The sequence below is a fragment of the Pedobacter gandavensis genome (genome assembly GCF_014172405.1).
In the GTDB taxonomy this organism is placed as follows: domain Bacteria; phylum Bacteroidota; class Bacteroidia; order Sphingobacteriales; family Sphingobacteriaceae; genus Pedobacter; species Pedobacter gandavensis.
This window is the reverse complement of record NZ_WNXC01000006.1, coordinates 156,381-180,956: the sequence shown is the minus strand read 5'-3', so window position 1 is coordinate 180,956 and position 24,576 is coordinate 156,381. Positions and strand designations below refer to the sequence as shown.

General features: G+C 41.3%; 22 protein-coding genes and 1 riboswitch. Of the genes, 20 read left to right on the top strand and 2 right to left on the bottom strand.

What is annotated here, in order from left to right:
* Window positions 1–162: 162 nt before the first annotated feature.
* The 18 genes from kdpF (at window position 163) to GM920_RS16440 (ending at window position 19,882) form a co-directional block, all read left to right on the top strand.
* Window positions 163–240 (top strand): K(+)-transporting ATPase subunit F, encoded by a 78-nt coding sequence (gene kdpF / locus GM920_RS16525; protein ID WP_082461871.1) that lies wholly within the window; start codon window positions 163–165, stop codon window positions 238–240.
* Between the two features lie 9 nt (window positions 241–249).
* Complete coding sequence (kdpA, locus tag GM920_RS16520) at window positions 250–1,968, top strand: potassium-transporting ATPase subunit KdpA (RefSeq protein ID WP_182959523.1); 1,719 nt, start codon at window positions 250–252, stop codon at window positions 1,966–1,968.
* Between the two features lie 131 nt (window positions 1,969–2,099).
* Entirely contained in the window at window positions 2,100–4,133 is a 2,034-nt protein-coding gene (kdpB, locus tag GM920_RS16515; protein ID WP_182959521.1) for a potassium-transporting ATPase subunit KdpB, read from the top strand.
* Between the two features lie 54 nt (window positions 4,134–4,187).
* The gene (locus GM920_RS16510; protein ID WP_182959520.1) at window positions 4,188–4,754 is read left to right on the top strand and encodes a K(+)-transporting ATPase subunit C; all 567 of its coding nucleotides are present in this window, start codon (window positions 4,188–4,190) and stop codon (window positions 4,752–4,754) included.
* A gap of 223 nt (window positions 4,755–4,977) precedes the next feature.
* Window positions 4,978–6,048: a porin gene (locus GM920_RS16505; protein WP_182959519.1), complete on the top strand. Its 1,071-nt coding sequence runs from the start codon at window positions 4,978–4,980 to the stop codon at window positions 6,046–6,048.
* A 281-nt stretch (window positions 6,049–6,329) separates the two neighbouring features.
* Complete coding sequence (locus GM920_RS16500) at window positions 6,330–7,457, top strand: sensor protein KdpD (protein WP_182959518.1); 1,128 nt, start codon at window positions 6,330–6,332, stop codon at window positions 7,455–7,457.
* Between the two features lie 94 nt (window positions 7,458–7,551).
* Window positions 7,552–9,306: a HAMP domain-containing sensor histidine kinase gene (locus GM920_RS16495; protein ID WP_182959517.1), complete on the top strand. Its 1,755-nt coding sequence runs from the start codon at window positions 7,552–7,554 to the stop codon at window positions 9,304–9,306.
* A gap of 58 nt (window positions 9,307–9,364) precedes the next feature.
* A riboswitch (cobalamin riboswitch) is annotated at window positions 9,365–9,556 on the top strand.
* Between the two features lie 166 nt (window positions 9,557–9,722).
* Complete coding sequence (gene metE / locus GM920_RS16490; protein ID WP_182959516.1) at window positions 9,723–12,041, top strand: 5-methyltetrahydropteroyltriglutamate--homocysteine S-methyltransferase; 2,319 nt, start codon at window positions 9,723–9,725, stop codon at window positions 12,039–12,041.
* A gap of 57 nt (window positions 12,042–12,098) precedes the next feature.
* Window positions 12,099–13,103, top strand: a complete 1,005-nt coding sequence (locus GM920_RS16485; RefSeq protein WP_182959515.1) for a beta-ketoacyl-ACP synthase III — start codon at window positions 12,099–12,101, stop codon at window positions 13,101–13,103.
* A gap of 65 nt (window positions 13,104–13,168) precedes the next feature.
* Window positions 13,169–13,555: an acyl-CoA thioesterase gene (locus GM920_RS16480; RefSeq protein WP_182959797.1), complete on the top strand. Its 387-nt coding sequence runs from the start codon at window positions 13,169–13,171 to the stop codon at window positions 13,553–13,555.
* 83 nt (window positions 13,556–13,638) lie between these two features.
* The gene (locus GM920_RS16475) at window positions 13,639–14,013 is read left to right on the top strand and encodes a hypothetical protein (RefSeq protein WP_182959514.1); all 375 of its coding nucleotides are present in this window, start codon (window positions 13,639–13,641) and stop codon (window positions 14,011–14,013) included.
* Between the two features lie 111 nt (window positions 14,014–14,124).
* A complete protein-coding gene (locus GM920_RS16470) occupies window positions 14,125–14,559 on the top strand; it encodes a hypothetical protein (RefSeq protein ID WP_182959513.1) in 435 nt (144 codons plus the stop codon).
* On the top strand, window positions 14,559–15,197 hold the full coding sequence (locus tag GM920_RS16465; protein WP_182959511.1) for an SCO family protein: 639 nt from the start codon (window positions 14,559–14,561) through the stop codon (window positions 15,195–15,197). Before GM920_RS16470 ends, GM920_RS16465 begins: the two co-directional genes overlap by 1 nt.
* An 11-nt stretch (window positions 15,198–15,208) precedes the next feature.
* Window positions 15,209–15,598: a hypothetical protein gene (locus tag GM920_RS16460; RefSeq protein ID WP_182959509.1), complete on the top strand. Its 390-nt coding sequence runs from the start codon at window positions 15,209–15,211 to the stop codon at window positions 15,596–15,598.
* 126 nt (window positions 15,599–15,724) lie between these two features.
* Entirely contained in the window at window positions 15,725–16,573 is an 849-nt protein-coding gene (locus GM920_RS16455; protein ID WP_182959507.1) for an MbnP family protein, read from the top strand.
* 6 nt (window positions 16,574–16,579) lie between these two features.
* Window positions 16,580–17,623 carry a cytochrome-c peroxidase gene (locus GM920_RS16450; RefSeq protein ID WP_182959505.1) on the top strand — a complete coding sequence of 348 codons (1,044 nt, stop codon included), beginning with the start codon at window positions 16,580–16,582 and terminating at the stop codon, window positions 17,621–17,623.
* Window positions 17,598–18,608, top strand: a complete 1,011-nt coding sequence (locus tag GM920_RS16445; RefSeq protein ID WP_317171553.1) for a transporter — start codon at window positions 17,598–17,600, stop codon at window positions 18,606–18,608. The genes GM920_RS16450 and GM920_RS16445 overlap by 26 nt, the downstream gene beginning before the upstream one ends.
* 152 nt (window positions 18,609–18,760) lie before the next feature.
* Window positions 18,761–19,882 (top strand): acyltransferase family protein, encoded by a 1,122-nt coding sequence (locus GM920_RS16440; RefSeq protein WP_182959504.1) that lies wholly within the window; start codon window positions 18,761–18,763, stop codon window positions 19,880–19,882.
* 193 nt (window positions 19,883–20,075) lie between these two features.
* On the opposite strand, the gene GM920_RS16435 is transcribed toward GM920_RS16440, so the two are convergent.
* Together GM920_RS16435 and GM920_RS16430 are read right to left on the bottom strand one after the other, a co-directional pair.
* Complete coding sequence (locus tag GM920_RS16435) at window positions 20,076–20,270, bottom strand: hypothetical protein (protein WP_182959502.1); 195 nt, start codon at window positions 20,268–20,270, stop codon at window positions 20,076–20,078.
* A gap of 126 nt (window positions 20,271–20,396) precedes the next feature.
* Window positions 20,397–22,166 (bottom strand): hypothetical protein, encoded by a 1,770-nt coding sequence (locus tag GM920_RS16430; RefSeq protein WP_182959500.1) that lies wholly within the window; start codon window positions 22,164–22,166, stop codon window positions 20,397–20,399.
* A 136-nt stretch (window positions 22,167–22,302) separates the two neighbouring features.
* Here GM920_RS16430 and GM920_RS16425 point away from each other — a divergent pair, with 136 nt between their 5' ends.
* Both GM920_RS16425 and GM920_RS16420 read left to right on the top strand, forming a co-directional pair.
* A complete protein-coding gene (locus tag GM920_RS16425; RefSeq protein WP_182959498.1) occupies window positions 22,303–23,487 on the top strand; it encodes a PAS domain-containing sensor histidine kinase in 1,185 nt (394 codons plus the stop codon).
* A gap of 8 nt (window positions 23,488–23,495) precedes the next feature.
* On the top strand, window positions 23,496–24,554 hold the full coding sequence (locus GM920_RS16420; RefSeq protein WP_182959496.1) for a response regulator: 1,059 nt from the start codon (window positions 23,496–23,498) through the stop codon (window positions 24,552–24,554).
* Window positions 24,555–24,576: the final 22 nt, after the last annotated feature.

The window sequence follows — 24,576 nt, the reverse complement described above, 5'->3', positions numbered from 1 at the left end:
TTTTCAGTTGTTTAGAAGGTTTTCTGGTTTTTTGGTATGTCGATTGGCAATAGGCATTTAAATAAATAAAATTATGTTAACAATCGTTCTTCTGCTCGCCCTGCTCCTCATGGTTTGGGTATTCTACAAATCAATCGACTGGTTCGAAAAAATCTAAAAATTATGATCGCATTATTCATTATCGCAATCGCAGTATTTATCTACATGGTATACGTGCTGATTAAACCCGAAAAATTTTAATTAACTGTTATGAACACTGAATTACTAGGTATTATTGCCACCTACGCCATTACTTTGCTAATCGGAATACCTTTGGGTATTTATCTGGCAAAAATGTTTGCAGGTGAGAAGGTCTGGACTGACTTTCTAAAACCCCTTGAAAAAGGAATCTATAAATTGTCCGGAATTAACCCAGAGGAATCCATGAATTGGAAGCAGCACATGAAAGCGCTGTTGATGATCAATATGGTGTGGTTAGTTTACGGTTTTTTCGCCTTACTCTACCAGGATAAACTGCCATTAAATCCAGATGGTAACCTCGGCCAATCACCAGATCTTGCTTTCAACAGCATCATTAGTTTTGTGGTCAACTGTAACCTGCAACATTATTCAGGGGAAACCGGAGCAACCTATTTCACACAACACTTTGTGTTTATGTTCTTGCAATTTGTAAGTGCTGCAACAGGTATTGCCGCTGCAGTAGTCTTATTTAAGGCATTCAGAGATAAAACAACCACTAATTTAGGTAACTTCTGGGTATTCTTTACCTGCTCAATTACCCGCTTATTATTGCCACTTTCTATTGTTGTTGCTACGATCCTAGCTTTCAACGGAACGCCTACAAGTTATGAAGGTAAAGATCAGTTTATCTCGCTTCAAGGAGATACGGTGCAGGTGTCCCGTGGTCCGGCAGCAGGTTTCGTCGCCATTAAACATCTAGGTACTAACGGTGGTGGCTGGTTTGGAGCCAATGGCGCGCATCCATTGGAAAATCCAAACTACCTCAGCAATATGGTAGAAGTGATTTCACAAGTGATCATTCCTATCGCCATGGTTTTCGCTTTTGGATATTTTATCCGCAGAAAGAAAATGGCATGGGTAATCTTCGGAATCATGACCTTGGGGATGATGCTCTTGCTCGTTCCAACGGTGATCTCCGAAACCGGAGGCAGTCCGAATATTGCCAAAATGGGCGTCAGTCAGCTCACAGGAGCCATGGAAGGGAAGGAGGTCCGGTTTGGAGCTACCGCAACCGCCTATTGGAGTACCGTAACCACGATCATCTCTACGGGGTCAATTAACTCGATGCACGATAGTGCAATGCCTTTAACCGGGATGTATCAATTGATCGCCATGATGATGAACTGCTTCTATGGAGGTTGTGGGGTCGGGATATTGAACTACTTTATCTTTATCATTATTGCGGTGTTTATTTCCGGATTGATGGTGGGTAGAACACCGGAATTCCTCGGACATAAAGTTGAAGCCCGGGAGGTTAAAATTGCTTCCATCATCGCGCTTTTACACCCCTTCATTATCCTGGTAGGAACTGCCCTTGCCGCCTATACGGTAACCAACTTCCCGGATGCGGATTGGTTGGTGAAACCGGCAAGCTGGTTAAATAATCCTGGTTTCCATGGCTTCTCTGAAATGTTGTATGAAACCACTTCAGCAGCAGCAAATAACGGATCTGGATTCGAAGGTTTAGGTGATAATAACATGTTCTGGAACGTAATGACCGGTTTTGTATTGCTGCTCGGACGTTTCCTTCCGATCATCGGTCCCGTGGCTATCGCTGGTTTACTGGCTTCGAAGAAATACATTCCTGAATCCGCAGGTACTTTGAAAACAGATACTTTAACCTTTGGTGTCATGACATTTGTAGTGATCGTAATTATTGCTGCCCTTGCCTTTTTCCCAGCATTAACACTTGGTCCTTTAGCGGAACATTTCAGCATGATCAAGTAGGAATAGCATTAGGTAATCCATAAAATAAAAATTTGTAATGCGGGTGATGGTTTCATCAGCATGGAAAACAATTTGATGTTAAGAAACCATCAACGATAGCTTCATTACCATTGAAAAACAATAAGATCCCAATGAAAAATAAATCTAATATATTATTTGAACCTGCTTTAGTGAATACTGCATTAAGGCAATCATTTATCAAACTTGATCCGCGTTTGATGATTCGCAATCCGGTAATGTTTACCGTGGAGATTGGAACATTTGTAATGCTGGTAGTCACCATCTATTCCATCAGTAATTCCAGTCAGGGTTCTTTCGGATATAACTTTGTCGTATTTCTCGTACTCCTTTTAACCGTGTTATTCGCCAACTTTGCAGAGGCGATTGCCGAAGCAAGGGGTAAGGCTCAGGCAGATAGTTTGCGTAAAACCAGGGAAGAAACACCTGCAAAAGTAGTGTTGAGCGATGGTACTATTGAAATTCGCTCTTCTAATCAATTGAAAAAAGGAGATGTGTTTTTCTGCGAAACCGGAGATACGATCCCGACAGATGGAGAGATCATTTCAGGTATTGCCACCATCGATGAGTCAGCAATTACTGGTGAGTCTGCTCCTGTAATCAGAGAATCAGGTGGCGATAAATCATCGGTAACCGGAGGTACAAAAGTCCTTTCCGATCGGATTAAAGTACAAGTGAGTACCGCCCCAGGTGAAAGTTTTCTGGATAAAATGATCGCTTTGGTGGAAGGTGCTTCCCGTCAGAAAACGCCTAATGAGATTGCATTGACGATCTTGCTAGCCGGTTTTACCCTGGTATTCATCATTGTCTGTATCACTTTAAAACCATTCGCTGATTATTCGAATACACCAATCACCATTGCTTCTTTTATCGCACTTTTTGTGTGTCTGATTCCAACCACCATTGGTGGTTTATTATCGGCTATCGGTATCGCGGGAATGGATAGGGCTTTAAGAGCGAATGTGATCACTAAATCAGGTAAAGCGGTAGAAACTGCTGGTGATATTGATGTGTTGCTGTTGGATAAAACAGGAACGATCACGATTGGTAACCGTAAGGCAACTAATTTCTACCCAACTGCAGGGATCATCATTAAAAGTTTTACGGATGCTTGCGTATTGAGCTCTTTGGCTGATGAAACTCCGGAAGGAAAGTCGATCATTGAACTGGCGGCAGCTCAAGATTCTAAATTAATTACTTCTCCTCCTGAAGGTTCTAAATTCATCAAATTTACAGCAGAAACCAGGTCTAGTGGTCTGGATACTCCCGATGGTAGGCGCATCAGAAAAGGTGCTTTCGATTCGATCAGAAATATCGTGCTTGCTGCGGGAAATCCTTTCCCAATGGACATCGAAGAGCAGGTGAAAAGAATCGCCAGTAATGGGGGTACGCCACTGGTCGTTTCAGAAAATGAACAGGCATTAGGAGTGATTGAATTGCAGGATATCATTAAACCAGGCATCAGCGAGCGTTTCGAACGTCTGCGTAAGATGGGTGTAAAAACGGTAATGGTGACCGGTGATAATCCATTAACAGCCAAGTTTATTGCGGAAAAAGCAGGGGTAGATGATTTTATTGCGGAGGCGAAGCCTGAGGATAAAATGAACTATATCAAAGAAGAACAAGCCTTGGGTAAATTGGTGGCGATGATGGGTGATGGTACCAATGATGCACCGGCGCTGGCACAAGCAGACGTGGGTGTAGCCATGAACAGTGGTACTCAGGCGGCAAAAGAAGCGGGTAACATGGTAGATCTGGACAATGATCCGACCAAATTGATTGAGATCGTTGAAATTGGAAAGCAATTGCTGATCACCAGAGGAACGCTAACCACCTTCTCTATCGCCAATGACGTGGCAAAATATTTCGCCATCGTACCGGCATTATTCATCGTGTCTATCCCTGCTTTACGCAGCTTGAACATCATGAATTTGCACAGCCCGGAAACGGCCATCCTATCTGCCGTGATCTTCAATGCGATTGTGATTCCTTTGTTGATTCCAGTTGCTTTACGTGGGGTTTCTTACAAACCAATTGGGGCTAGTGCCTTGTTGCGTCGCAACTTGTTGATTTACGGAATAGGAGGAGTAATCGCTCCATTTATCGGAATAAAATTAATTGATATGGTGATTTCCTTGATGGCTTAATACTGAGCCGCATTTTAAAAGATCGCTACATAAAATATTAAAATATAAATTGTCATGAAAAAATACATCATACAATCACTAAGATTAACCGGAGTACTGATGGTACTACTTTGTATCATTTATCCAGTTGCCATTGCTTATATCGGGAAATTAAGTCCGGGAGCAGGAAGTGGTGAGAAAGTCCTTAAAAACGGGAAAGTGGTTGGTTATGCACGCATCGGTCAGTCCTTCACTAAACCAGAATATTTCTGGGGCCGCCCTTCTGCAGTAGGTTACAATGCGGCAGGTTCTGGAGGTTCCAATAAAGGACCAACCAATGCCGATTACTTAAAACAGGTGTCAGAAAGAATTGATACGCTGTTAAAATACCACCCTTATTTGAAAAAATCGGATATCCCTGCGGATATGGTGACCGCTTCTGGAAGTGGTTTAGATCCTGATATTTCAGAAACTGCCGCCATCATGCAGATCAAAAGAGTTGCGGCCTACCGTAAACTCAGCGACAGAACTGTGGCGGAATTGGTGCTGAAAAACACAGAAGGCCCATTGTTCGGTCTCTTCGGTCCATCAAAAGTAAACGTGCTCAAATTAAATGTTGCCCTCGATGAGCTAAAGAAATAAGTATCCCTCCCAATTGTGCTGCCTAAACTAAACGCGTTTGCCAAACCATCAGGTTTGGCAGCCCGATGGGAAAACTATGCTTAAAAAAAGGCGGAAGGGAGCCTGGTAAATCCCTTTAAAACACAAATTCAATTCAAATGAAAAGCAGCATCAGCATACAAATTTCAAACCTCATGAATAGGCTGATGATCGCTTCAAATAGATAAAAAACAAAAATATTTCAATGAAAAAATTATTAGCATTATCAGCTGTTTTAGGTACAGCACTTTGTTCATACGGTCAGGAAGAATCAAAAATTAAAGTATCGGGTTATGTAGAAACTTCTTATGGTTATGATTTCAATAAACCATCAGATCACAACAGACCGGGTTTTATTTATTCTCATAACCGTAGCAATGAAGTGAACCTGAATTTAGGGTTTATTAAAGCAAATTACGACAATGGTAGCGTCCGCGCTAATATGGCCATCATGGCTGGTTCTTATGCCAATGCTAACCTTGCTGCTGAGCCAGGGGTGTTGAAAAATATTTATGAGGCAAATGCAGGAATTAAACTCTCTAAAACTCAAAACTTATGGATCGATGCAGGGGTGTTTTCTTCACATATCGGTTTTGAAAGTGCCATATCAAAAGACTGTTGGGTGCTGACGAGGAATATCTCTTCAGAGAATACGCCATATTTTGAGACCGGTGCGAAGATCAGTTACGGAACTGCAGATGGAAAGTTCAGTGCCGCTGTACTTTATTTGAATGGATGGCAAAGAATCACCCGTCAGCATGAAAATACTCAGCCTGCCGGGGGTCTGCAATTAACCTGGAAACCTACCGATAAAATTACGGTAAACTACAGTAATTATTTAGGAACAGAAGGTGCGGACTCCATACGTGTTCGTCGTTTTTACCACAATGTGTACGGGATTTTCCAAGTAACGGATCATTTTGGTTTAACCCTGGGTTTAGACTATGGCACACAGCAAAAAGAAAAAGGGAAATCTGCGAAAAATGAAGTCCTTTCGCCAGTAGCCATTGCACAGTATCGTTTCAATCCAAATTGGGCGGTAGCAGGACGTGTAGAATATTATGAGGATAAAAACGGGGTGTTAATCGCTACCGGAACAACCAATGGATTTAAAACTACGGGTTATTCTTTAAATATTGATTATGCACCGGTAACGAATGCAGTAGTTAGATTGGAAGGAAAACTTTATGATAGCAAAGACAAGATATTTATGCGTCAGGCAGCAGCGGTGAATTACAATGCCGCAGTTACTGCAAGTATAGCGGTTGCCTTCTAATCGCAAGTTGATTTGTTGAAGAATGCGTTCCTCATTTTGTTTCCCTAAAAGCTTAGAATTCCCCCTGTTCCGAGATTTATGGTGATTTCAGAATGATGAACGTATTTGTAGAAAAACAGCACAAAAATATAATGAAATTTAATACGGATCTTCATGAAGAAAAGAAATTATAATACCCGCTCAGTTAAACTTATTCCGCTGTTAAGTGTTGGCTTATTGCTGGTGATGATATTGTGGTATTTGATAGATCAAGCGTACGTGATTGTTAAATGGTAAGCAAGATGGACGATAATAAGTCAAGCGCAGTAAAAGATTTTATAGACCTCGTTAAACGCTCCCGAAGGGGTAAGTTCAAGGTCTATATCGGCATGAGTGCTGGTGTAGGAAAAACCTATCGGATGCTACAAGAAGCTCATGCTTTGTTGAAGAATGGGATCGATCTGCACATTGGTTATATCGAAACGCATAACCGGGCAGAAACTCATGCGCTCCTGGAAGGTATTCCCATCATTCCCAGGCGTAAAATATTTTATAAAGGAAAAGAACTGGAAGAGATGGACCTTCAGTCGATCTTAAATATTCATCCTGAAGTTGTCATTGTGGATGAACTGGCGCATACCAATGTAGAAGGAAGTAAAAACACGAAACGCTGGCAGGATGTGATTGATATTTTGGAAGCGGGAATCAGTGTGATTTCTGCGGTAAATATCCAGCATCTGGAAAGTATGAATGGTGAAATTGAAAAGATTACTGGAATTGCCATTACCGAACGGATTCCAGATAAAATATTAGAGTTTGCAGATGAAGTGGTCAATATAGACCTGACTGCAGACGAACTCATTGACCGTTTAAAAGCGGGGAAAATATACGATGAGAGCAAAATTTCCAGAGCATTGGGGAACTTCTTCCAGTCGGAGAAGATCCTGCAACTTCGGGAAATGGCATTGAAAGAGGTGGCACATCGACTGGAAAGGAAAATAAGCCTCGAAATCCCTAAGCAAATCAAATTAAGACCGGAGCGTTTTTTGGCCTGTATCTCCAGTAACCCTGAGACAGCGAAAACGGTGATTCGGAAAACGGCAAGACTCGCTTCTTACTATAATTCCCCCTGGATTGTACTGTATGTGCAGAATAGTAGTGAGGGCGGTAATAGAATTAAGTTAGATTTGCAGCGGCATCTGATCAACAACCTGAAGCTGGCCACAGAGCTGGGCGCCGAAGTGATCAAGGTGAAAAGTGATCACATTACGGAAACCATTATGAGAATTTCTGATGAAAAAGAAATAACAACGATCTGTATCGGAAAACCGCATTTGAATATTTTTCAAATCGTCTGGAGAACGGCGGTTTTTAACCAACTTTTGAAACACATCTCCACCACAGAAACTGATCTTGTGATTTTGTCTTAAGGGCGGGGAGCGCCTCCAATTTCAAACCATCAGCCCAATAAAAAATAGAACAACCATTTAACCAGAACACAATCTTTAATAACAAAATACAGTCATGAAAATAAAAACCAAACTTCGCCTCGGATTCGGATTCCTATTCTTAGTGGTGATCTTTTTTGGCGCGATTTCTTTGTTTTACATGAATCAGATTTCATTGAGCTCAAAGGTGATCCTGAAGGATAATTATGAAACACTCAGCTATACGAGTAATATGCGTGCGGTATTGGATGAACACCCCTTGCCACTTTCCGCCGATGCGAAGCAACAGTTTGAGCGCTATATGGCTATGGAGGGTAAGAATGTGACGGAAAAAGGGGAAGGTCTTGCATTTTCTGGTCTGCGTAAAGCCTATGAGGCGATGTCAGTTCCGGGGGCGACGGAAGATCAGGTGTATCAGGCTGTTACTCGGATACGTGCCGAATTGAGGAATATTGATCAACTGAACATGGCAGCAATTGTTCGTAAAAATGAGGTTGCACAAAAGGCGATAGAGAAAGCCGCGATGTATGTGATTTTTGCTGCTTCTATTTGTTTTCTCATCCTGTTTTCTTTCATTGTAAATTTCCCTGGATTTGTGGCCAATCCATTGCGGGAATTCTCCGAAGCCATCCGGGAAATTAGTCGCAAGAACTACAAACAGCGGCTGGAATTTAATGGTACGGATGAGTTTGCTGAACTCGCGATTTCCTTCAATACGATGGCCCAGGAATTGAATCAATGGGAAAATAGTAACCTCTCCAAAATTCAGTCTGAAAAACGAAGAATCGAGGCCATTATTGAACAGATGCAGGATGCAATTATTGGGTTAAATGAGAAAAAAGAAATCCTGTTTTTCAATAAGGTGGCTGCAGAGCTTTTAAACTTAAATGACGAGGAAGTAATTGGTCAGAATGTGCAGGAACTGATGAAAAGAAATGACTTGCTGACCCGTATTCTTGAGGACAAACCAACGGCAAAACCGATGAAGATTTATGCCGATCAGAAAGAGTCTTATTTTCAGCTGGAGAAAAGAGAAATTACGGTTCCCGCTTATGGTGCGGAAGCTGAGGTTGCCATGGCACAAACCGCAAAAGCAGCAGGGGAAGTGTATATTTTGAAAAATATTACCCAGTTTAAAGAATTGGATGAGGCAAAAACAAACTTTATTGCGACAGTATCTCATGAGCTGAAAACACCAATATCTTCTATTAAAATGAGCTTAAAACTCATGGATGATGAGCGGGTAGGGCCAATGAATGTGGAGCAAAAAGAATTGGTGCAGCATATTAAAGAAGATTGTGGACGGTTACTGAAAATTACTTCTGAACTCCTGGATCTGGCGCAGGTGGAAACGGGAAATCTGCAATTGAATTTCGTGAAATCGGATCCCCGGAAGATTGCCATCTATGCGATGGATTCTGTGCGCTTCCAGGCGGAACAGAAATCTATTGAGCTGGAGCTCGTTAGCCGGAATGACCTGTCTAAAATCTATGTAGATGTAGAAAAAACGGCTTGGGTATTGGTGAATTTCCTTTCTAATGCACTTCGTTATAGCCCTGAAAAGTCTAAGGTGATCATTCAGGTTATAGAAAATGCAGATCATATCGAGTTTTCAGTCCGCGATTTTGGAAAAGGAATTGAAGAGGTTTACCAAAAAAGGTTGTTCGAGAAATATTTTCAGGTGCCTACAGATGGGAATAATAAATCCGGATCTGGTTTAGGACTAGCGATTTCCAAAGATTTTATCGAAGCGGAAAGCGGAAAGATTTGGGTGGAAAGTGCCCTTGGGGAAGGTAGTAAATTCTGTTTTTCATTACCTATTGCCATATAACAGCTACCAGATAGAGATTTTTCGCTACATTTGTTTTTAATAAGTTCTTTAATTTTTTCAATCATCAACCGGAAGAGGTTTTACTTAGCTGTAGATTAATAGGGAATCGTGTGCAAATCACGAGCTGTCGCGCAACTGTAAGTAACACAAAAAGGTTTTTACCCACGAGTATCCACTGTTCCAGAAATGGAATGGGAAGGATGGTAAAAATGTTACAAGTCAGGAGACCTGCCTTTACCGAATTGACAATGCTTTCGCGAGATGAAGCATGGGTCAGGTAGGTGTATATCCCATACATGCCTTTATGGTATGGCTGTGCCTATGCATTTATTTTCCATATTTCTTCTTTTCGTCAGCATTGTGATTTCAGCACAAGAACTTTTAACTGATCTTTTCATCAATTAAAAAGCAAGACAATGCTAACAAACAATCTAGGCTACCCGCGAATAGGTAGTAACAGAGAACTCAAAAAAGCCTGCGAGCAATTTTGGGCAGGGAAGAGTACGCTTCAAAATCTCGTACAAGTAGGCAGAGACATCCGCCAGCAGAACTGGGAACTGCAAAAAGGACAGGGAATTGACCTGATTCCTTCCAATGATTTTTCCTTTTATGATCAGGTATTGGACCTGTCGCTAACCGTAGGTGCAATTCCTAAGCGTTACCATCAGGTGATTCTAAACCCCGCAAACTCAGAATTGGATTTGTATTTCGCCATGGCCAGAGGTTATCAAAAAGATGACCTGGACATTACGGCCATGGAAATGACCAAATGGTTTGATACCAATTACCATTACATTGTTCCTGAATTCACGAGAGATCAGCAGTTCAAGCTCTTCTCTACTAAAATATTAGATGAGTATAATGAGAGTAAAAGACTGGGGATTAAAACCAAACCGGTGATCATCGGTCCGGTAACTTATTTGCTGCTCGGAAAAGAAAAAGAAAGTGGTTTTGAAAGAATCGACCTGATTAAAAACCTGCTGCCAGTTTACCTAGAATTGCTTAAAAAACTGGAGGAACAACATGTAGAATGGGTACAGTTTGATGAGCCATTCTTATCCTTAGACCTAACAGAAAAAGATAAAGCTGCTTTTAAATATGTCTACACAGAGATTAAAAGAGCTTTCCCTAAACTGAAGACTTTACTGACTACCTATTTCGAAGCTTTAAAAGACAATACTGAACTGGCCCTATCGCTACCTGTGCATGCCTTACATATTGACCTGGTGAGGAATCCTGAGCAATTGGAAAGTATGCTGACTGCCATTCCTACTTCACTTAAACTGTCTTTAGGCGTAGTAGATGGTCGTAACATCTGGAAAAATGATTTCCGCGCTTCACTAAAATTGATTGCGCTGGCAAAAGAGAAGCTGGGTGCCAACAGGTTGTTGATTAGCCCTTCTTGTTCGCTAATCCATTCGCCATGCGATCTGGATCTGGAAACTAATGATGCGGTTTTAACACCAGAAATCAAGCAATGGTTGTCATTTGCGAAACAGAAAGTGGAAGAGCTGGTGACCTTGAAGAAATTGGCCGAAAATGACCCTGAAGCATTGCCTAAATTGGAACTTAACATCCAGGCACAGGAGAACCGTAAAACTTCTGCGCTAATTCATAATCCTGCGGTTAAACAAAGGGTCGCTGGGATTACCAAAAAAGACGAACACCGTTCACAGCCTTATGCACTAAGAAGTGTGGCGCAGAAAGCAGCTTTAAAACTTCCTTTTTTCCCAACTACAACGATTGGTTCCTTTCCACAAACGCCAGAGGTAAGAAGCTGGAGAGCGAAGTATAAAAAAGGATTGCTGAGCCAGCAGGAATATGATGCGTTGATCGCCGAAGAAACGAAGGAAACCATTTTATTCCAGGAAAAAACAGGAATAGATGTGTTGGTTCATGGTGAATTTGAACGCAATGACATGGTCGAATATTTTGGAGAGCAACTGGCTGGATTTGCTTTCAGTAAAAACGGTTGGGTTCAAAGTTATGGCAGCAGGTGTGTGAAGCCGCCAATCATTTATGGGGATGTATACCGTCCGGAACCGATGACGGTAAAATGGTCCGCCTATGCACAGTCGCTCACCGAGAAATGGGTGAAAGGAATGTTGACCGGTCCGGTAACGATTTTACAGTGGTCCTTTGTCCGCAATGATCAGCCACGCTCAGAAACCTGTACACAAATTGCCTTGGCGATCAGAGACGAGGTGGTAGATTTAGAGCGCGCAGGTATAAAAATTATCCAGATTGATGAGCCTGCAATTCGCGAAGGATTGCCGCTTCGGAAGGCAGATTGGCAGGATTATTTGCAATGGGCGGTACGCGCTTTCCGTATTTCGGCCAGTGGTGTCGAAAATGAGACACAAATTCATACACACATGTGTTATTCTGAATTTAATGACATCATTCAAAACATTGCTGATATGGATGCCGATGTCATCACCATTGAATGTTCGCGTTCTCAGATGGAATTATTGGATGCTTTTGCAGACTTTAAGTACCCAAATGAAATAGGACCAGGGGTTTATGATATTCATTCGCCAAGAGTTCCTTCCAAAGAAGAGATGGTTTTTCTGCTTGAAAAAGCCCGCGCAGTGATCCCTGCTGCCCAACTTTGGGTAAATCCGGATTGTGGTTTGAAGACCAGACATTGGGAGGAAACAAAAAAAGCACTAATAGAAATGGTCGCTGCTGCAAAAGTACTGCGGGAATATGTTGAAGAAGCTGTAACTTTGTAAAAAAAATATAACAGGCAAGTGGCATGCTTGCCTGTTTCAATAGATACAGCACACAGAATGAGAATACGTAAAAATGCGGTGATAACCGGAGTTGGTGGTTATGTTCCGGAAACTGTTTTAAGCAACCATGACCTGGAAAAAATGGTAGATACCAACGAAGAGTGGATCGTGTCCAGAACCGGGATCAAGGAGCGAAGAATAGCAAACGATGTGAATATGGCCACTTCGGATATGGCTACAAAAGCCTTGTTGAGGTTAATGGAAAATGGGAATGTAAATCCGGATGAAATAGACTGTGTGATTGTATCGACATCAACTCCAGACTATGTGATGGTTTCTACAGGGAGTATCGTGTGTGAAAAAGCAGGCCTGAAAAATGCCTGGGGTATTGATACCAATGCCGCTTGTAGTGGTTTCCTTTATGCATTGACTTTAGGGGCAAGTATGATTGAAAGTGGCCGTTGCAAACGCGTTGTGGTTATTGGTGCCGATAAAAACAGTTCGATCATTAACTATAAAGACCGCAATACCTGCATTCTTTTTGGTGATGGTGCCGGAGCAGTTTTATTAGAACAAACAGAAGAAGAAGTTGGATTAATTGATAGTTTTTTCAGAACTGATGGAAGCGGTAAGGAAAACCTGATTGTAACTGCCGGTGGCTCTAAATATCCTGCAACTCAGGAAACATTAGACCAGAAATTGCATTATGTGCGCCAGGATGGTCGTGTGGTGTTTAAAGCAGCAATTCAGGGCATGACAGATACCTGCGGAGAAATCTTAAGAGCAAATGATCTGGACATCAAACAAATCAATTACCTGATTCCTCACCAAGCTAATTTAAGGATCATTCAAGCCGTAGGAGAACAGCTGGGCTTAACGGAATCGCAGGTAAAAGTGAATATCGAGCGTTACGGAAATACCACTGCTGCAACTATTCCATTGGTTTTATGGGATTTTAAAGACGATTTCAAATACGGCGATAAACTACTGCTAACCGCATTTGGCGCTGGATTCTCCTGGGGTGCTACCTATTTAAAATGGGGCAAACTGAGAGGGAAATAGTATTTCTCCCGAAGGGAAACGATTAAAGAAAAAAAATGATAGTAGAAGATAGCATTAAAGAAAGCATTACTGTAGAAGACAGAATTAAGGCTTCTGAGACACGGATTTTTAAAGCTGTGTTTCCTAATACAACCAACCACTACGACACTTTATTTGGCGGAACAGCCATGCACATGATGGACGAGGTAGCTTTTATCACCGCTACACGTTTCAGCAGACAGATCATGGTGACTGTAAGCAGCGACAGGATTGACTTTAAAAGGCCTATTCCTGCCGGAACCATTGTTGAGCTTATCGGTACCGTCACGCATATCGGGAATACCAGTTTGAAGGTGAGAGTCGAAATATATGTGGAACAGATGTACTCCGAAGACCGTGAGAAAGCGGTAACCGGAGAGTTTTCATTTGTAGCCATCGATGAACACAAGAAACCGATTAAAATATTAAAATAATCAATTGAAAAGCAGGCTCTGGCCTGCTTTTTTTATGCTTTTCTTGGTAAGATCCCCGTATTTGTTCCTTATCTTTGCGCCAGATGTTAATCAAACCAACAGCCATATTGCTTTTGCTCAGTTTACTTACCGTAAATTTCGCCAATGCGTTTGTATTTGCTGGTTTTGAAATGAATCAGCGCTATATCGCCGCTGAACTCTGTGTCAATAAAGACAAACCCCAATTGCAATGTAACGGGAAGTGCTATTTAATGAAAAAATTAAAACAAGCACAAGACAAGGAACAAAAGCAAGAAAGACAAGCACAGAAAACACAAATTCAAGATGCATTGGTGGTGACGCCATTCGTGTTTAATCAATATCCCTTTTCGGAAATTACCCTACACGTTCCTGTTTCTACAGGAATGCCGCAGGCCATTCGTAATTCCATTTTTCACCCGCCTCAGTTTATCGGATAATCTTTAAAGAATGCGCTATAAATGCGAAAACTGAAGCTTGAAATGAGCTTCTGATTTTCCTGGTATGCGCTGTTTTTTGACCTACCTACCTGTATTTATTAAAATAATAAGATGAAAAAATTAGTTGGAGCAATGCTACTGGCCATCACTGCTATGGCCTGCACGCAAACTGTAGATTATAAGAAAGAACGCGATGAAGTTATGAAATTTCATGACCTGGTGATGGGCGACCATAGTATGATTGTAAACTATCAAATGAAATTAGATACGTTACAGCAGCATATGGCGGCTTTGAAAACAAAGTTCCCTGAAATTGATACGCTAAAAGAAAAGGAAAATATCAAGGGACTTTTGAAAGATCTCTCTACTGCTGAGGATAGTATGAACGATTGGATGCACAAATTTGAACCGGATATTACCGGTAAATCAAATGAAGAAGCTGTCCGGTATTTTCAAAAAGAAAAAGCAAAGATTGTGGCGGTCGACAGCCTCTATAAAAAAGAGATTAAATCATCGGAGGCCTACTTCAATAAATTCAAAAAATAATGAGGTTAATTTTAGCTGGCCTGAGTCTCTCCACCTTGTTCCTTTTTAGTTGTAAAGAACAACCAAAAAGACTTCCTTTTCTACAATTGGAACAAATAGAAAGGGTGGTTGATGGCAAAACGGTAATAGATAGCGTTTTTAGGACGATTCCGGCCTTTAAACTCTTTAATCAGGATAGTACGGTGGTAACGGAGAAAGACTTCGATGGAGCGATCTATGTGGCCGATTTCTTTTTCACCTCCTGTCCCACGATCTGCCCAACCATGCACCGCAACCTGATGAAGGTATACGAAAAGTATAAAGGTAATCCGGAAGTGAAATTCGCCTCCCATACCATTGATGTGAAATATGATACGCCTTCCCGAATGAAAGCTTACGCTGAAAAACTGGGTGTTAAAGGTACCCAATGGGAGTATTTATGGGGGAGTAGGGATGAAATTTATGCCCTTGCAGAACGCAATTATCTGGTTTCCGCGCAAGAAGATCAGAAGGCACCTGGTGGTTTTATACACCAAGGGTACCTGGTGTTGGTAGACAAAGAGAAACGCATCAGAGGTGCCTATGATGGTACGCTGGATACCGAAGTGAAACAACTGATGACCGATATGGACGTCCTGTTAAAGGAGTATGAAAAATAAATAGGAAACCCATGCTCAAGCGCTTTACCGCAGTCTTATTATTGATCACCTTGCTACTGGCTCAGTTCAGCAGGGTGTTCGTATATGCTGGTTTTGAGCTCAATGAGCGGTATATTGCGACGGTGCTTTGTGAAAATAAAGACAAGCCAGCCATGCATTGCAACGGTAAATGTTACCTGGCTAAAAAGCTGAAACAGGCAGAAGAAAAAGAAAAGAAACAGGAAAGAGATGCGCAAAAGAAAAATGCGCAAGATGTTTTCTTTGTCAGGTCTGCCGCTTTGCCTATTCTGCCTTTAATTGTTCAGCAAACTGAATTTCCTATGGAAGCTTCTTTTGAGCTACCAGTGCACAATAACGAGATCCCCCATCCGCCACCCAGCTCAATTTTCATTTTTTCTTAGCAGCGTAGCGTTGTTCTTTTGATCAAAAAATTCCTACAACGCTAAATTTCTTCAATTATCAATTAATCATAAAATGCCGCTCTTTCGGCTTAACGGAAGAGTTATGGCCCAGCCATTTCAAATAAAATGAAAAGAATACTTACTTCAATAATCTTAATTTCAGTGCTTTGTATCGGTCTTGTTGGATGTTCTAAAAAGGATAATCCTGTACCCGAATTTCAGGAAACAAACCTGGCGCCTTTATCCATTGAGTTCGACAATATTGTGGGCGCCCGGACTTTCACATTAAACAATACCGGAAGTCCCTATAAAAATGCCGCAGGAGAGGAGTTTACCATTTCTTTTCTCCAATACTTTATCAGCAATATTAAAGTAGAAACTGCTGCAGGAAAAAGTTATACTGTAAACCCGGATAGCAGTTATTTTCTGATTAAAGGGGCAGATAAAGACAGTCGCTTTGCAAAGGTAAGGGTGCCCGAAGGAGATTATGCCAAACTGACTTTTACGTTGGGGGTAGACAGTCTGCGGAGTACCATGCCAATCGATAAACGCACTGGTGTCTTAGATCCGGCTGCGGGCGCTGACCACGAAAATGGTGGCATGTATTGGGGCTGGAATAGCGGCTATATTTTCTTTAAATATGAAGGCAATTCGAAGGTGATTTCTGATGATGCCAATGGAGATCCTACCGGTAAGAAACAATTCAAATATCACATTGGATTTTTTGGCGGTTATTCAGTGCCTACCATCAACAACATTAAAGTGATTACCATGGATTTAAATGCCGCAGGGATCGCCAAAGTGAGGAAAGACAGACAAAGCAATGTGCATCTTTTTGTGGACCTGATGAAGGTTTTTAATGGAAAAACTCCTTTTAGTATTGCAGCGCATCCAAACGTGATGTTCAATGATTTTAGCAGTACCGTAGCAGGGAATTACGTAGAAATGTTTAAGCACGACCATACTGAAAATTAATTCCTGATGACTAAGAAACATTGGATGGTTTTACTGGTTTTTGGCCTGTTTGTACTGGCTTGTAAAAAGGACCATCCCATTAAAGAAGAAATAGAAAAATTTTTGGGCTTTCAGAAGCCCTCAAATTTTCCGGAACCGGTGTATAATTTCGCCAATAACCCGCTGACAAAAGAAGGTTTTGAGCTGGGAAGGGCCTTGTTTTATGAACCGAGACTTTCCCGTAACAATACCATCAGCTGTGGCTCCTGCCACATTCAATCATCCGCATTTACACAACATGGGCATGATGTGAGTCATGGAATTGACGACCGCTTAGGGACGCGAAATTCTCCAGCCATTATGAACCTGGCTTGGAGTAAGGCTTTCATGTGGGGAGGTGGGGTTTATGATTTAGATCTTCAACCGATCACACCGATTACGACCCATGAAGAGATGGATGAAAACCTGGAAAATGTATTGAAAAAAATCAGTGTGCTGCCGAAGTACAGGGCTTTATTTAAACAGGCATTTGGGACTGAAGAACTGAGCACTGCAAGATTTATGAAAGCACTTTCGCAGTTTATGCTGATGTGTGTGAGTAGCCATTCAAAATATGATCAGGTGATGCGAAAAGAAGGCGCAGTCTTTACCGCTGAAGAACAGGAAGGTTATGTGCTATTCCAAGAGAAATGTGCTTCCTGCCACTCAGAGCCGCTGTTTACAGATGGTTCCTTCCGGAACAATGGTCTGGGAGTTAGTGCTGTTAATGATCAAGGTTTATATGCGGTTACGCTGATTGAAACCGATCGTTACAAGTTTAAAGTGCCTTCACTAAGGAATTTGAAGTATACGGCTCCTTATACCCATGATGGTCGTTTCCTAACACTGGACGGCATGCTGGAACATTATAATTCCGAAGTAAAAGATACGCCAAATCTGGACCCTCTACTTCGTAAAAATGGCAGATTGGGCATCGAATTATCAGGTACAGATAAACAAAAATTAGCAGCCTTTCTAGGGACCTTAAATGATGAAGCATTTATCAATGATAAACGCTTTTCAGAACAATAATAAAACAAAAGAATACACGATGCAGTCCAGCGGACGACTGCTTAATAGCGAGATGAAAATGAGAAATAAAGTAATATTGGTAACTGTATTGATGCTTTTTGTAGTCATTGCAAGTCGGGCCTGTGACATTTGTGGATGTGGGGTAGGGAGTTATTACCTGGGGATTTTACCGGAATACAATAAGCGTTTTATCGGCTTGAGGTATCAGCATAAAAGCTTACAGACCCACCTTGGCCCATTGGGAGAAAGAACGCCAATTACTGCGGATGAAACTTACCAAAGCATGGAGCTTTGGGGAGGCTGGAATTTCGGCTCTAAATTCAGGGTATTGGCTTTCCTTCCTTACAACTTTAACGATCGGGTAAGTCAGACCGGAAATGGTACAAAAACAGGTTTAGGAGACATCGCATTGATGGGGTACTATAAACTGCTGGACCAAACCGGAACGCTTGGCGATCGTTTATTGGTACAGTCGGTCTGGATTGGTGGAGGGGTCAAAGTACCTACCGGAAAATATGAACCAACCGAGCGTTTAGCCGTTAGCGAATCTCCAAATAACTTTCAATTGGGAACAGCCAGTACAGATTTTACGTTAAATGCTGCTTATGATATCCGTTACAATGACCTGGGCTTAAATGCCAATGTCAATTATAAAATGAACACGGAAAATAAATATGATTATCGGTATGGTAACAAGCTAACTGCAAATGTCTTGGTCTATTATAAGTTGAGGGTCGCAGAGAAAGTAACACTGGCGCCAAATGCCGGGGTATTGTATGAAACCGCTCAAAAAGATGTAGAAAACAACAAGTATGACGTACAGGTATCTGGTGGTTATTCGCTCTCCGCAGTGGCAGGGGTAGAGGTGGCCTTGAAGGGTTTGTCATTTGGTGCAAACTATCAAAATGTACGTTCACAGAACCTGGCAGATGGTAGAGCAAAAGCAGGGAATCGGATGATGGTTCATGTTTCTCTTCCTTTTTAACACCAGGAGAAATTGATTTGAGCAGCGCAAATTGTCCCGCTGTTTAAAAATAAAATACAGGATTGTAATGATTATTATTTCCAGTATATTTAATAAAGGAGCGGCATTGCCGCTCTTTTATTACCGTTAAATTGAACCCTAACCTTTATTTGATGAACCAAATACAACGTTTTTTATCTCTGGATGTATTTCGGGGGATGACTGTCTGTTTTATGATCATTGTGAACACGCCCGGAAGCGGAGCACAGCCTTTCTCTATGTTGGAACATGCTGCCTGGCATGGATTTACACCCACAGATCTGGTCTTCCCTTCTTTCCTATTTGCTGTAGGGAATGCGATGAGCTTTTCTATGAAAAAGTTTGCGCTGATGAAGGATAGCGAAGTGCTTTTCAAAATATTTAAACGAACACTTCTGATCTTTCTGATTGGTTATCTGATGTACTGGTTCCCGTTTTTTCACTATAATGAAGCCGGCGGAATCAGTTTTGCGCCAATCGGTAATACGAGAATTATGGGGGTATTACAGCGGATTGGCCTATGTTATGGAATCGTTTCTTTAATGATTCATTATTTGTCTACCAAATGGCTAGCCTTACTTAGTGCCTTGTTTTTAATCGGTTACTGGGGGGTGTTGCTGTACGTTGGGGATTCAACGGATCCTTTAAGCATGACTGGAAACGCTGGACATCACCTGGATCAGTTTTTACTGGGAAATGCACACCTGTACCATGGCGAAGGTATTCCTTTTGATCCTGAAGGGATTTTAAGTACCATTCCATCCTGCGTAAATGTGTTGATTGGCTATTTTGCCGGTAAGTTTATCCAAGAGAAAGGTAAAGGCTTTGAAAGTATTGCCAAGCTGTTACTGGTAGGGGTCGTATTGGTATTTCTTGCCTGGTGCTGGAATTTTGCCTTCCCGATCAATAAGAAACTTTGGAGTAGTTCTTTTGTATTGATTACTTGTGGGCTGGATTTAATCATTATCGCTGCCTTGATCTATCTGATTGAACTGAAATCTTATGTGCGCTGGACCGGATTCTTCACCGTTTTTGGTAAAAATCCACTGTTTATATACATTGTAGCAGATCTTTTGTTGGTGATTGTCAACACGATATTCCCAAATTCAGATTTTAATGTTTGGATCAATACCGTGCTTTTTCAGGCAATTGCCCCCGGACCTGTTGGCTCCCTATTATTTGCCATCAGCTTTATGCTGGTGTGTTGGGTAATCGGTTATATTTTGGATAAGAAGAAAATATACATCCGTGTTTAATTAAGGCCATTAACGAATTGCTAGTGATTTTAAATAAAAAAAACAGGGATGAATCGGAGAGATCTATCCCTGTTTTAATAATGGCTGACCCACCACAGATCAACCTAAACCAAACAAACTAATCCTATAACGGATGGGATCATTAAAAAGTTTTAAGGTTGAAAAATAAAAACAATTTAATGACAAAATCGCCTTATTCCTTTTCGTCATATAAAAATTCCATCCCTTCAGGAGTGATAGAAGCAGCGTGTTGAACACGGTGACGGTTGATTTGGATGTACCCTAGTTTTTCTAGTTCTTCATACTGCTCTTCCATTCCTCCTAAAATCGAAGAACTAACTTGCTGGTCAATGATGCCCAGTAATGATTTCATAGCTTCTTTTTCCATGGTATTTTTGATTATGGTATCGAAATTCCTTTTATCTAATATAGTAAAAAAATGTACTTCATAAAAGCCAGAGAAAGGCTATAGGTCATAAACACATTAAGGGGTATTTTTGTGGTATTTATTTGATTAATCCAAACTTTTTTCTGCGATGAGTAATTGTTTTAACATTTCTTCAACGGATAAACTGTCCTGGAATTTTAACTCCGGAATGAGCGCACGATAATAAGCGATACCATCCAACAATTGCATTTTAAACTTGTGGAAGTATTTGTCTTTTTTAGCGGTTATTTCTTCCAGTTGATTGGCGATGTCTTTCTTCAGATAGTCGACATATAAATTGAGTTCATTGACGAATAAGTTAGGACGGGAAACATTCGCAAGTAGGTTCTCGCGACCGTATATATGATTGATCATCTCTTTTAGCGAGTATTTTCCTTGAAAAAAGGCCAGGTTTGGCCCCGGACATATGCTCACTGCTTTATTTTCCCTCGGTTTTAAAATGCCAACTTTCATATAGGTAGAGGCACATAGACCTTCACATAAACATACTTTTTCTGTAATGGCTTCAAATTGGCGTTTGTAATTATCCTCCTCAAGCTGCTGCGCCTGGAGTTGTTTTATTTTCAGATTTTGATATGCTCTGGATGCAGTACAAATAGGTTCTGTCGTAAATTCTGTATTGGTACATAAGAATTTCTTGGTGCAGGGGCTTCCCGGGCGCCCTTTTTCGATGCGTTGTAGCCGTTGTTCCTCCGCAGTGCTCTTTTTGAAATTATTGAAAAGCACCCCCAAAGGAGAAGAATTGCTCAGGTAATAATCATCGGACGCTGCAGTAGCCAGATGATTCAAGGTTTCTTCATCCACATTGGTAGCTTCTGGTACCAATAGAAATGGGCTACCCCATCCAGCGGCATCCAGCTCATAATAATTGAGCAGAAATTGATGCTCTTCAGCAGTTCCAATTCCACCTTGTGCGGTAATGCGTTGCTCCGGTAAAGCGATTTCCTCCATTTCTTTCCCTTTCAGGGCGTTAACATACATTTGGTAGAGTTCTTCTGCCAGTTCCTTCCTTTTTTGTTTAAAATCTTCCAGAATAGGTCCCAATAAAAACCCTTCTGTGGCAAAGGCATGTCCACCACAATTTAATCCGGATTCTACCCGGAATTCTGTGACCCACAATCCTTTTTTTGCCAGCATCTTTGCCTGAATTAATGCGGAGCGGAAATCACTTACCTTAAGGATTATTTTCTTTGCAAATGTGCCGTTTTGATCTGGATAAAAAGCGCTGCATTTTTCCATGTAGGCATACAGACGGGGGTTCAATCCGGCAGAAATAATGACTGAAGAATTCAAAGTGCTGTTTGTAAAACCTCGCATCGCTGCCAATGCATCTGTAAAATCATCTCCTTTACTTTCGTGATTATCGTTGTAGTTTACCTTGTCCACTTTAGACATAATGTTCACGTCAATTGCCCCTGGGCTCATGGCCAGCAGCAATTCAGCCTGAGCTGCGGTTTTCTCCGGTCCTGCTGATAAACTTTTCATTTCCTGGTGCCTTTGCTTCAATGGCGAGTGTTCAGGTAACAGCTCGAAATAGTGATTCAGGTCTGTTCCTTCCTCAAATGACGTGGCTTTTAATGCCCTAAACTGATCCTTTACCTGGGTATCGAGTAAGTTGAGATAAGCTGTAATCCTTCTGGCTCTGCTATCTGCTGCTTTTTTATCAATCCATGTAAATGTTCCTGCGGTTTGTTCCTCATGGTATTTTCTCATGCGCTCCGTCAGTTCGTCATCAACGATGGAAACAACAGAAGAAATGCCATATCTGGCCACTTTTAAAGGGGTGTCAATTGAATAGCCTAAGCCTAAGACTGGGATGTGAAAAGTATGGTTCATTGGGTCAGATAAATTGTACTTGAATCGCAAATGAACAGACTATTTAATTTTAAAAACATGATATTAGTCACACTTTTGCATGATTGAGGTTATTAGCCCTGTGCAATCGTATTATTATATTTGTAAAAAGTACAACATGGAAGAGGCGAGGTTATTAAAGGCCATTATTGAAACTGCAATTGATGGGATTATTACCATTGATGACAGAGGTAGAATTGAAAGTCTTAATCCGGCAGCATTGCGATTATTTGGATATTCTTTTGAGGAGGTACAAGGAAAGAACATCTCTTTTCTAATGCCGGAACCAGATCGCAGTGGTCATGATGGCTATATTCACCGTTATCAATCCACTGGTGAAAAGAGAATCATTGGAAAAGGCAGAGAGGTGAAAGGGCTGAAAAAAGACCGGAGTACTTTTCCTTTTCGCTTGGCTGTAAGTGAAGTACAATATGAAAACCGCATCATTTACACTGGGTTTATCCATGACCTTTCTAAAGAAAAGGAAGCAGAAGAACGCTTGAAAGAGTACGCTGCAGAATTAGAAGAATTGGTGGAAGAGCGGACAAAATCACTTAAAAAAACCGTGACGGCTTTAAGTGAAGCTAAGGAAGAGGTCAGTCTTTCTCTTGAAAAAGAAAAAGAACTGAATCAATTGAAAAGTAGGTTCGTATCTATGGCCTCCCATGAGTTTAGAACACCGTTAAGTTCGGTGCAGCTTTCCGCATCACTGATCGATAAATACGCAGAGCCTTACGACAATAAAAACATCAGTAAGCATGTCAGTAAGATAAAAAATGCAGTGAGCAACCTGACCACGATCCTGAATGATTTCCTATCGCTGGAACGACTGGAAGCCGGAAAAGTGGAACCTACCTTTGTCCCTTTTAATTTGGTTAAACTCTCCGAAGAGATCACCGAAGAAATGCAGATGATGGCCAAGCAAAATCAAAATATCATTTATCAGCATACCGGACTGGAAAGTACGGTAATGTTGGATCCCAATCTGCTGAAAAACTGTATGATCAATCTGATCTCCAATGCGATCAAATATTCCGGAGAAAATACCTTTATTGAATTCAATACAGAAATTACAGCTGCGCAATGTGTAGTCACCATAAATGACAATGGAATTGGGATTCCTGAGTCCGATCATAAGCATTTGTTCCAGCCATTTTTCCGTGCCCACAATACCGGGAATATTCCCGGAACCGGATTAGGATTGAATATCGTACTCCGTTACGCAACTTTAATGAAAGGCGAACTGTATTTTGAAAGCACGCTCCATACCGGGACTAAATTTGTTTTGTCCTTTAATAAATAAATACACAAATGAAGAAGACACTGATACTCATTATAGAAGATAACGATGACATCCGGGAGAGTACCGCTGAGATCCTAGAACTGGCAAATTATGAAGTTCTACAGGCCATCAACGGCCGGACTGGGGTAGATTTGGCCATCAGTCATCTACCGGATGTGATTTTATGTGACATCATGATGCCAGAGTTGGATGGCTATGGCGTGCTTTATTTGCTTCATAAAAATGAACAAACCGCCACCATTCCGTTTATTTTCCTGACGGCAAAAGCCGAACGCCTGGACATGCGTAAAGGGATGGAAATGGGCGCGGATGATTACCTGACAAAACCTTTTGATGATGTAGAATTGCTGAATGCGATAGAAAGCAGACTCAGCAAAAGAGATAAACAACAGATTTTTTATAGCCAATCGTTGGAAAAACTGAGTGTTTTATTTAGTAATACCTCCGGTTTACAAGAACTGGAGAAAATCATCGCCGCAAGAAAAGTCCGTGCCATTAAGAAGAAACAAGTGGTGTACTATGAAAGCGATAATGTTTCTGGCGTTTACCTGGTGATGAATGGAAAAGTGAAAACTTTTAAACTCAGTGAGGATGGAAGGGAACTGCTCACCGGAATGTATGGCCCTGAAGACTATTTTGGGATCACTTCCTTATTGCTGAATGCGCCTTATAAAGAAACTGCAGAGGCATTGGAAGACAGTACAGTATGTATGTTGCCAAAGGATTTAATGGATGATTTACTCAGCCGCTATCCGGATGTAGCCCGACAGTTTATTCAATTGATTTCTAATAACCTGCAGGATAAAGAAGAGCAGTTGCTGCAACTCGCGTATCATTCTGTTCGGAAAAGAATGGCCGAAGTATTAGCCAGGCTATGTAAACAAGAAGAACAAGGCCTGGAAATGATCTTAAGAGTATCCAGGGATAACCTGGCTGCAATGGCTGGAATGGCTACGGAAACGGTAAGCCGCATCCTTAGCGATTTTAAAGATGAGGGTATTATAGAAAGAAAAGGCAGTCAGATCATTGTGCTTGATCAAATGAAATTGCAACATATGAAAAACTGACGAAGATCACCTTTTCAACTGA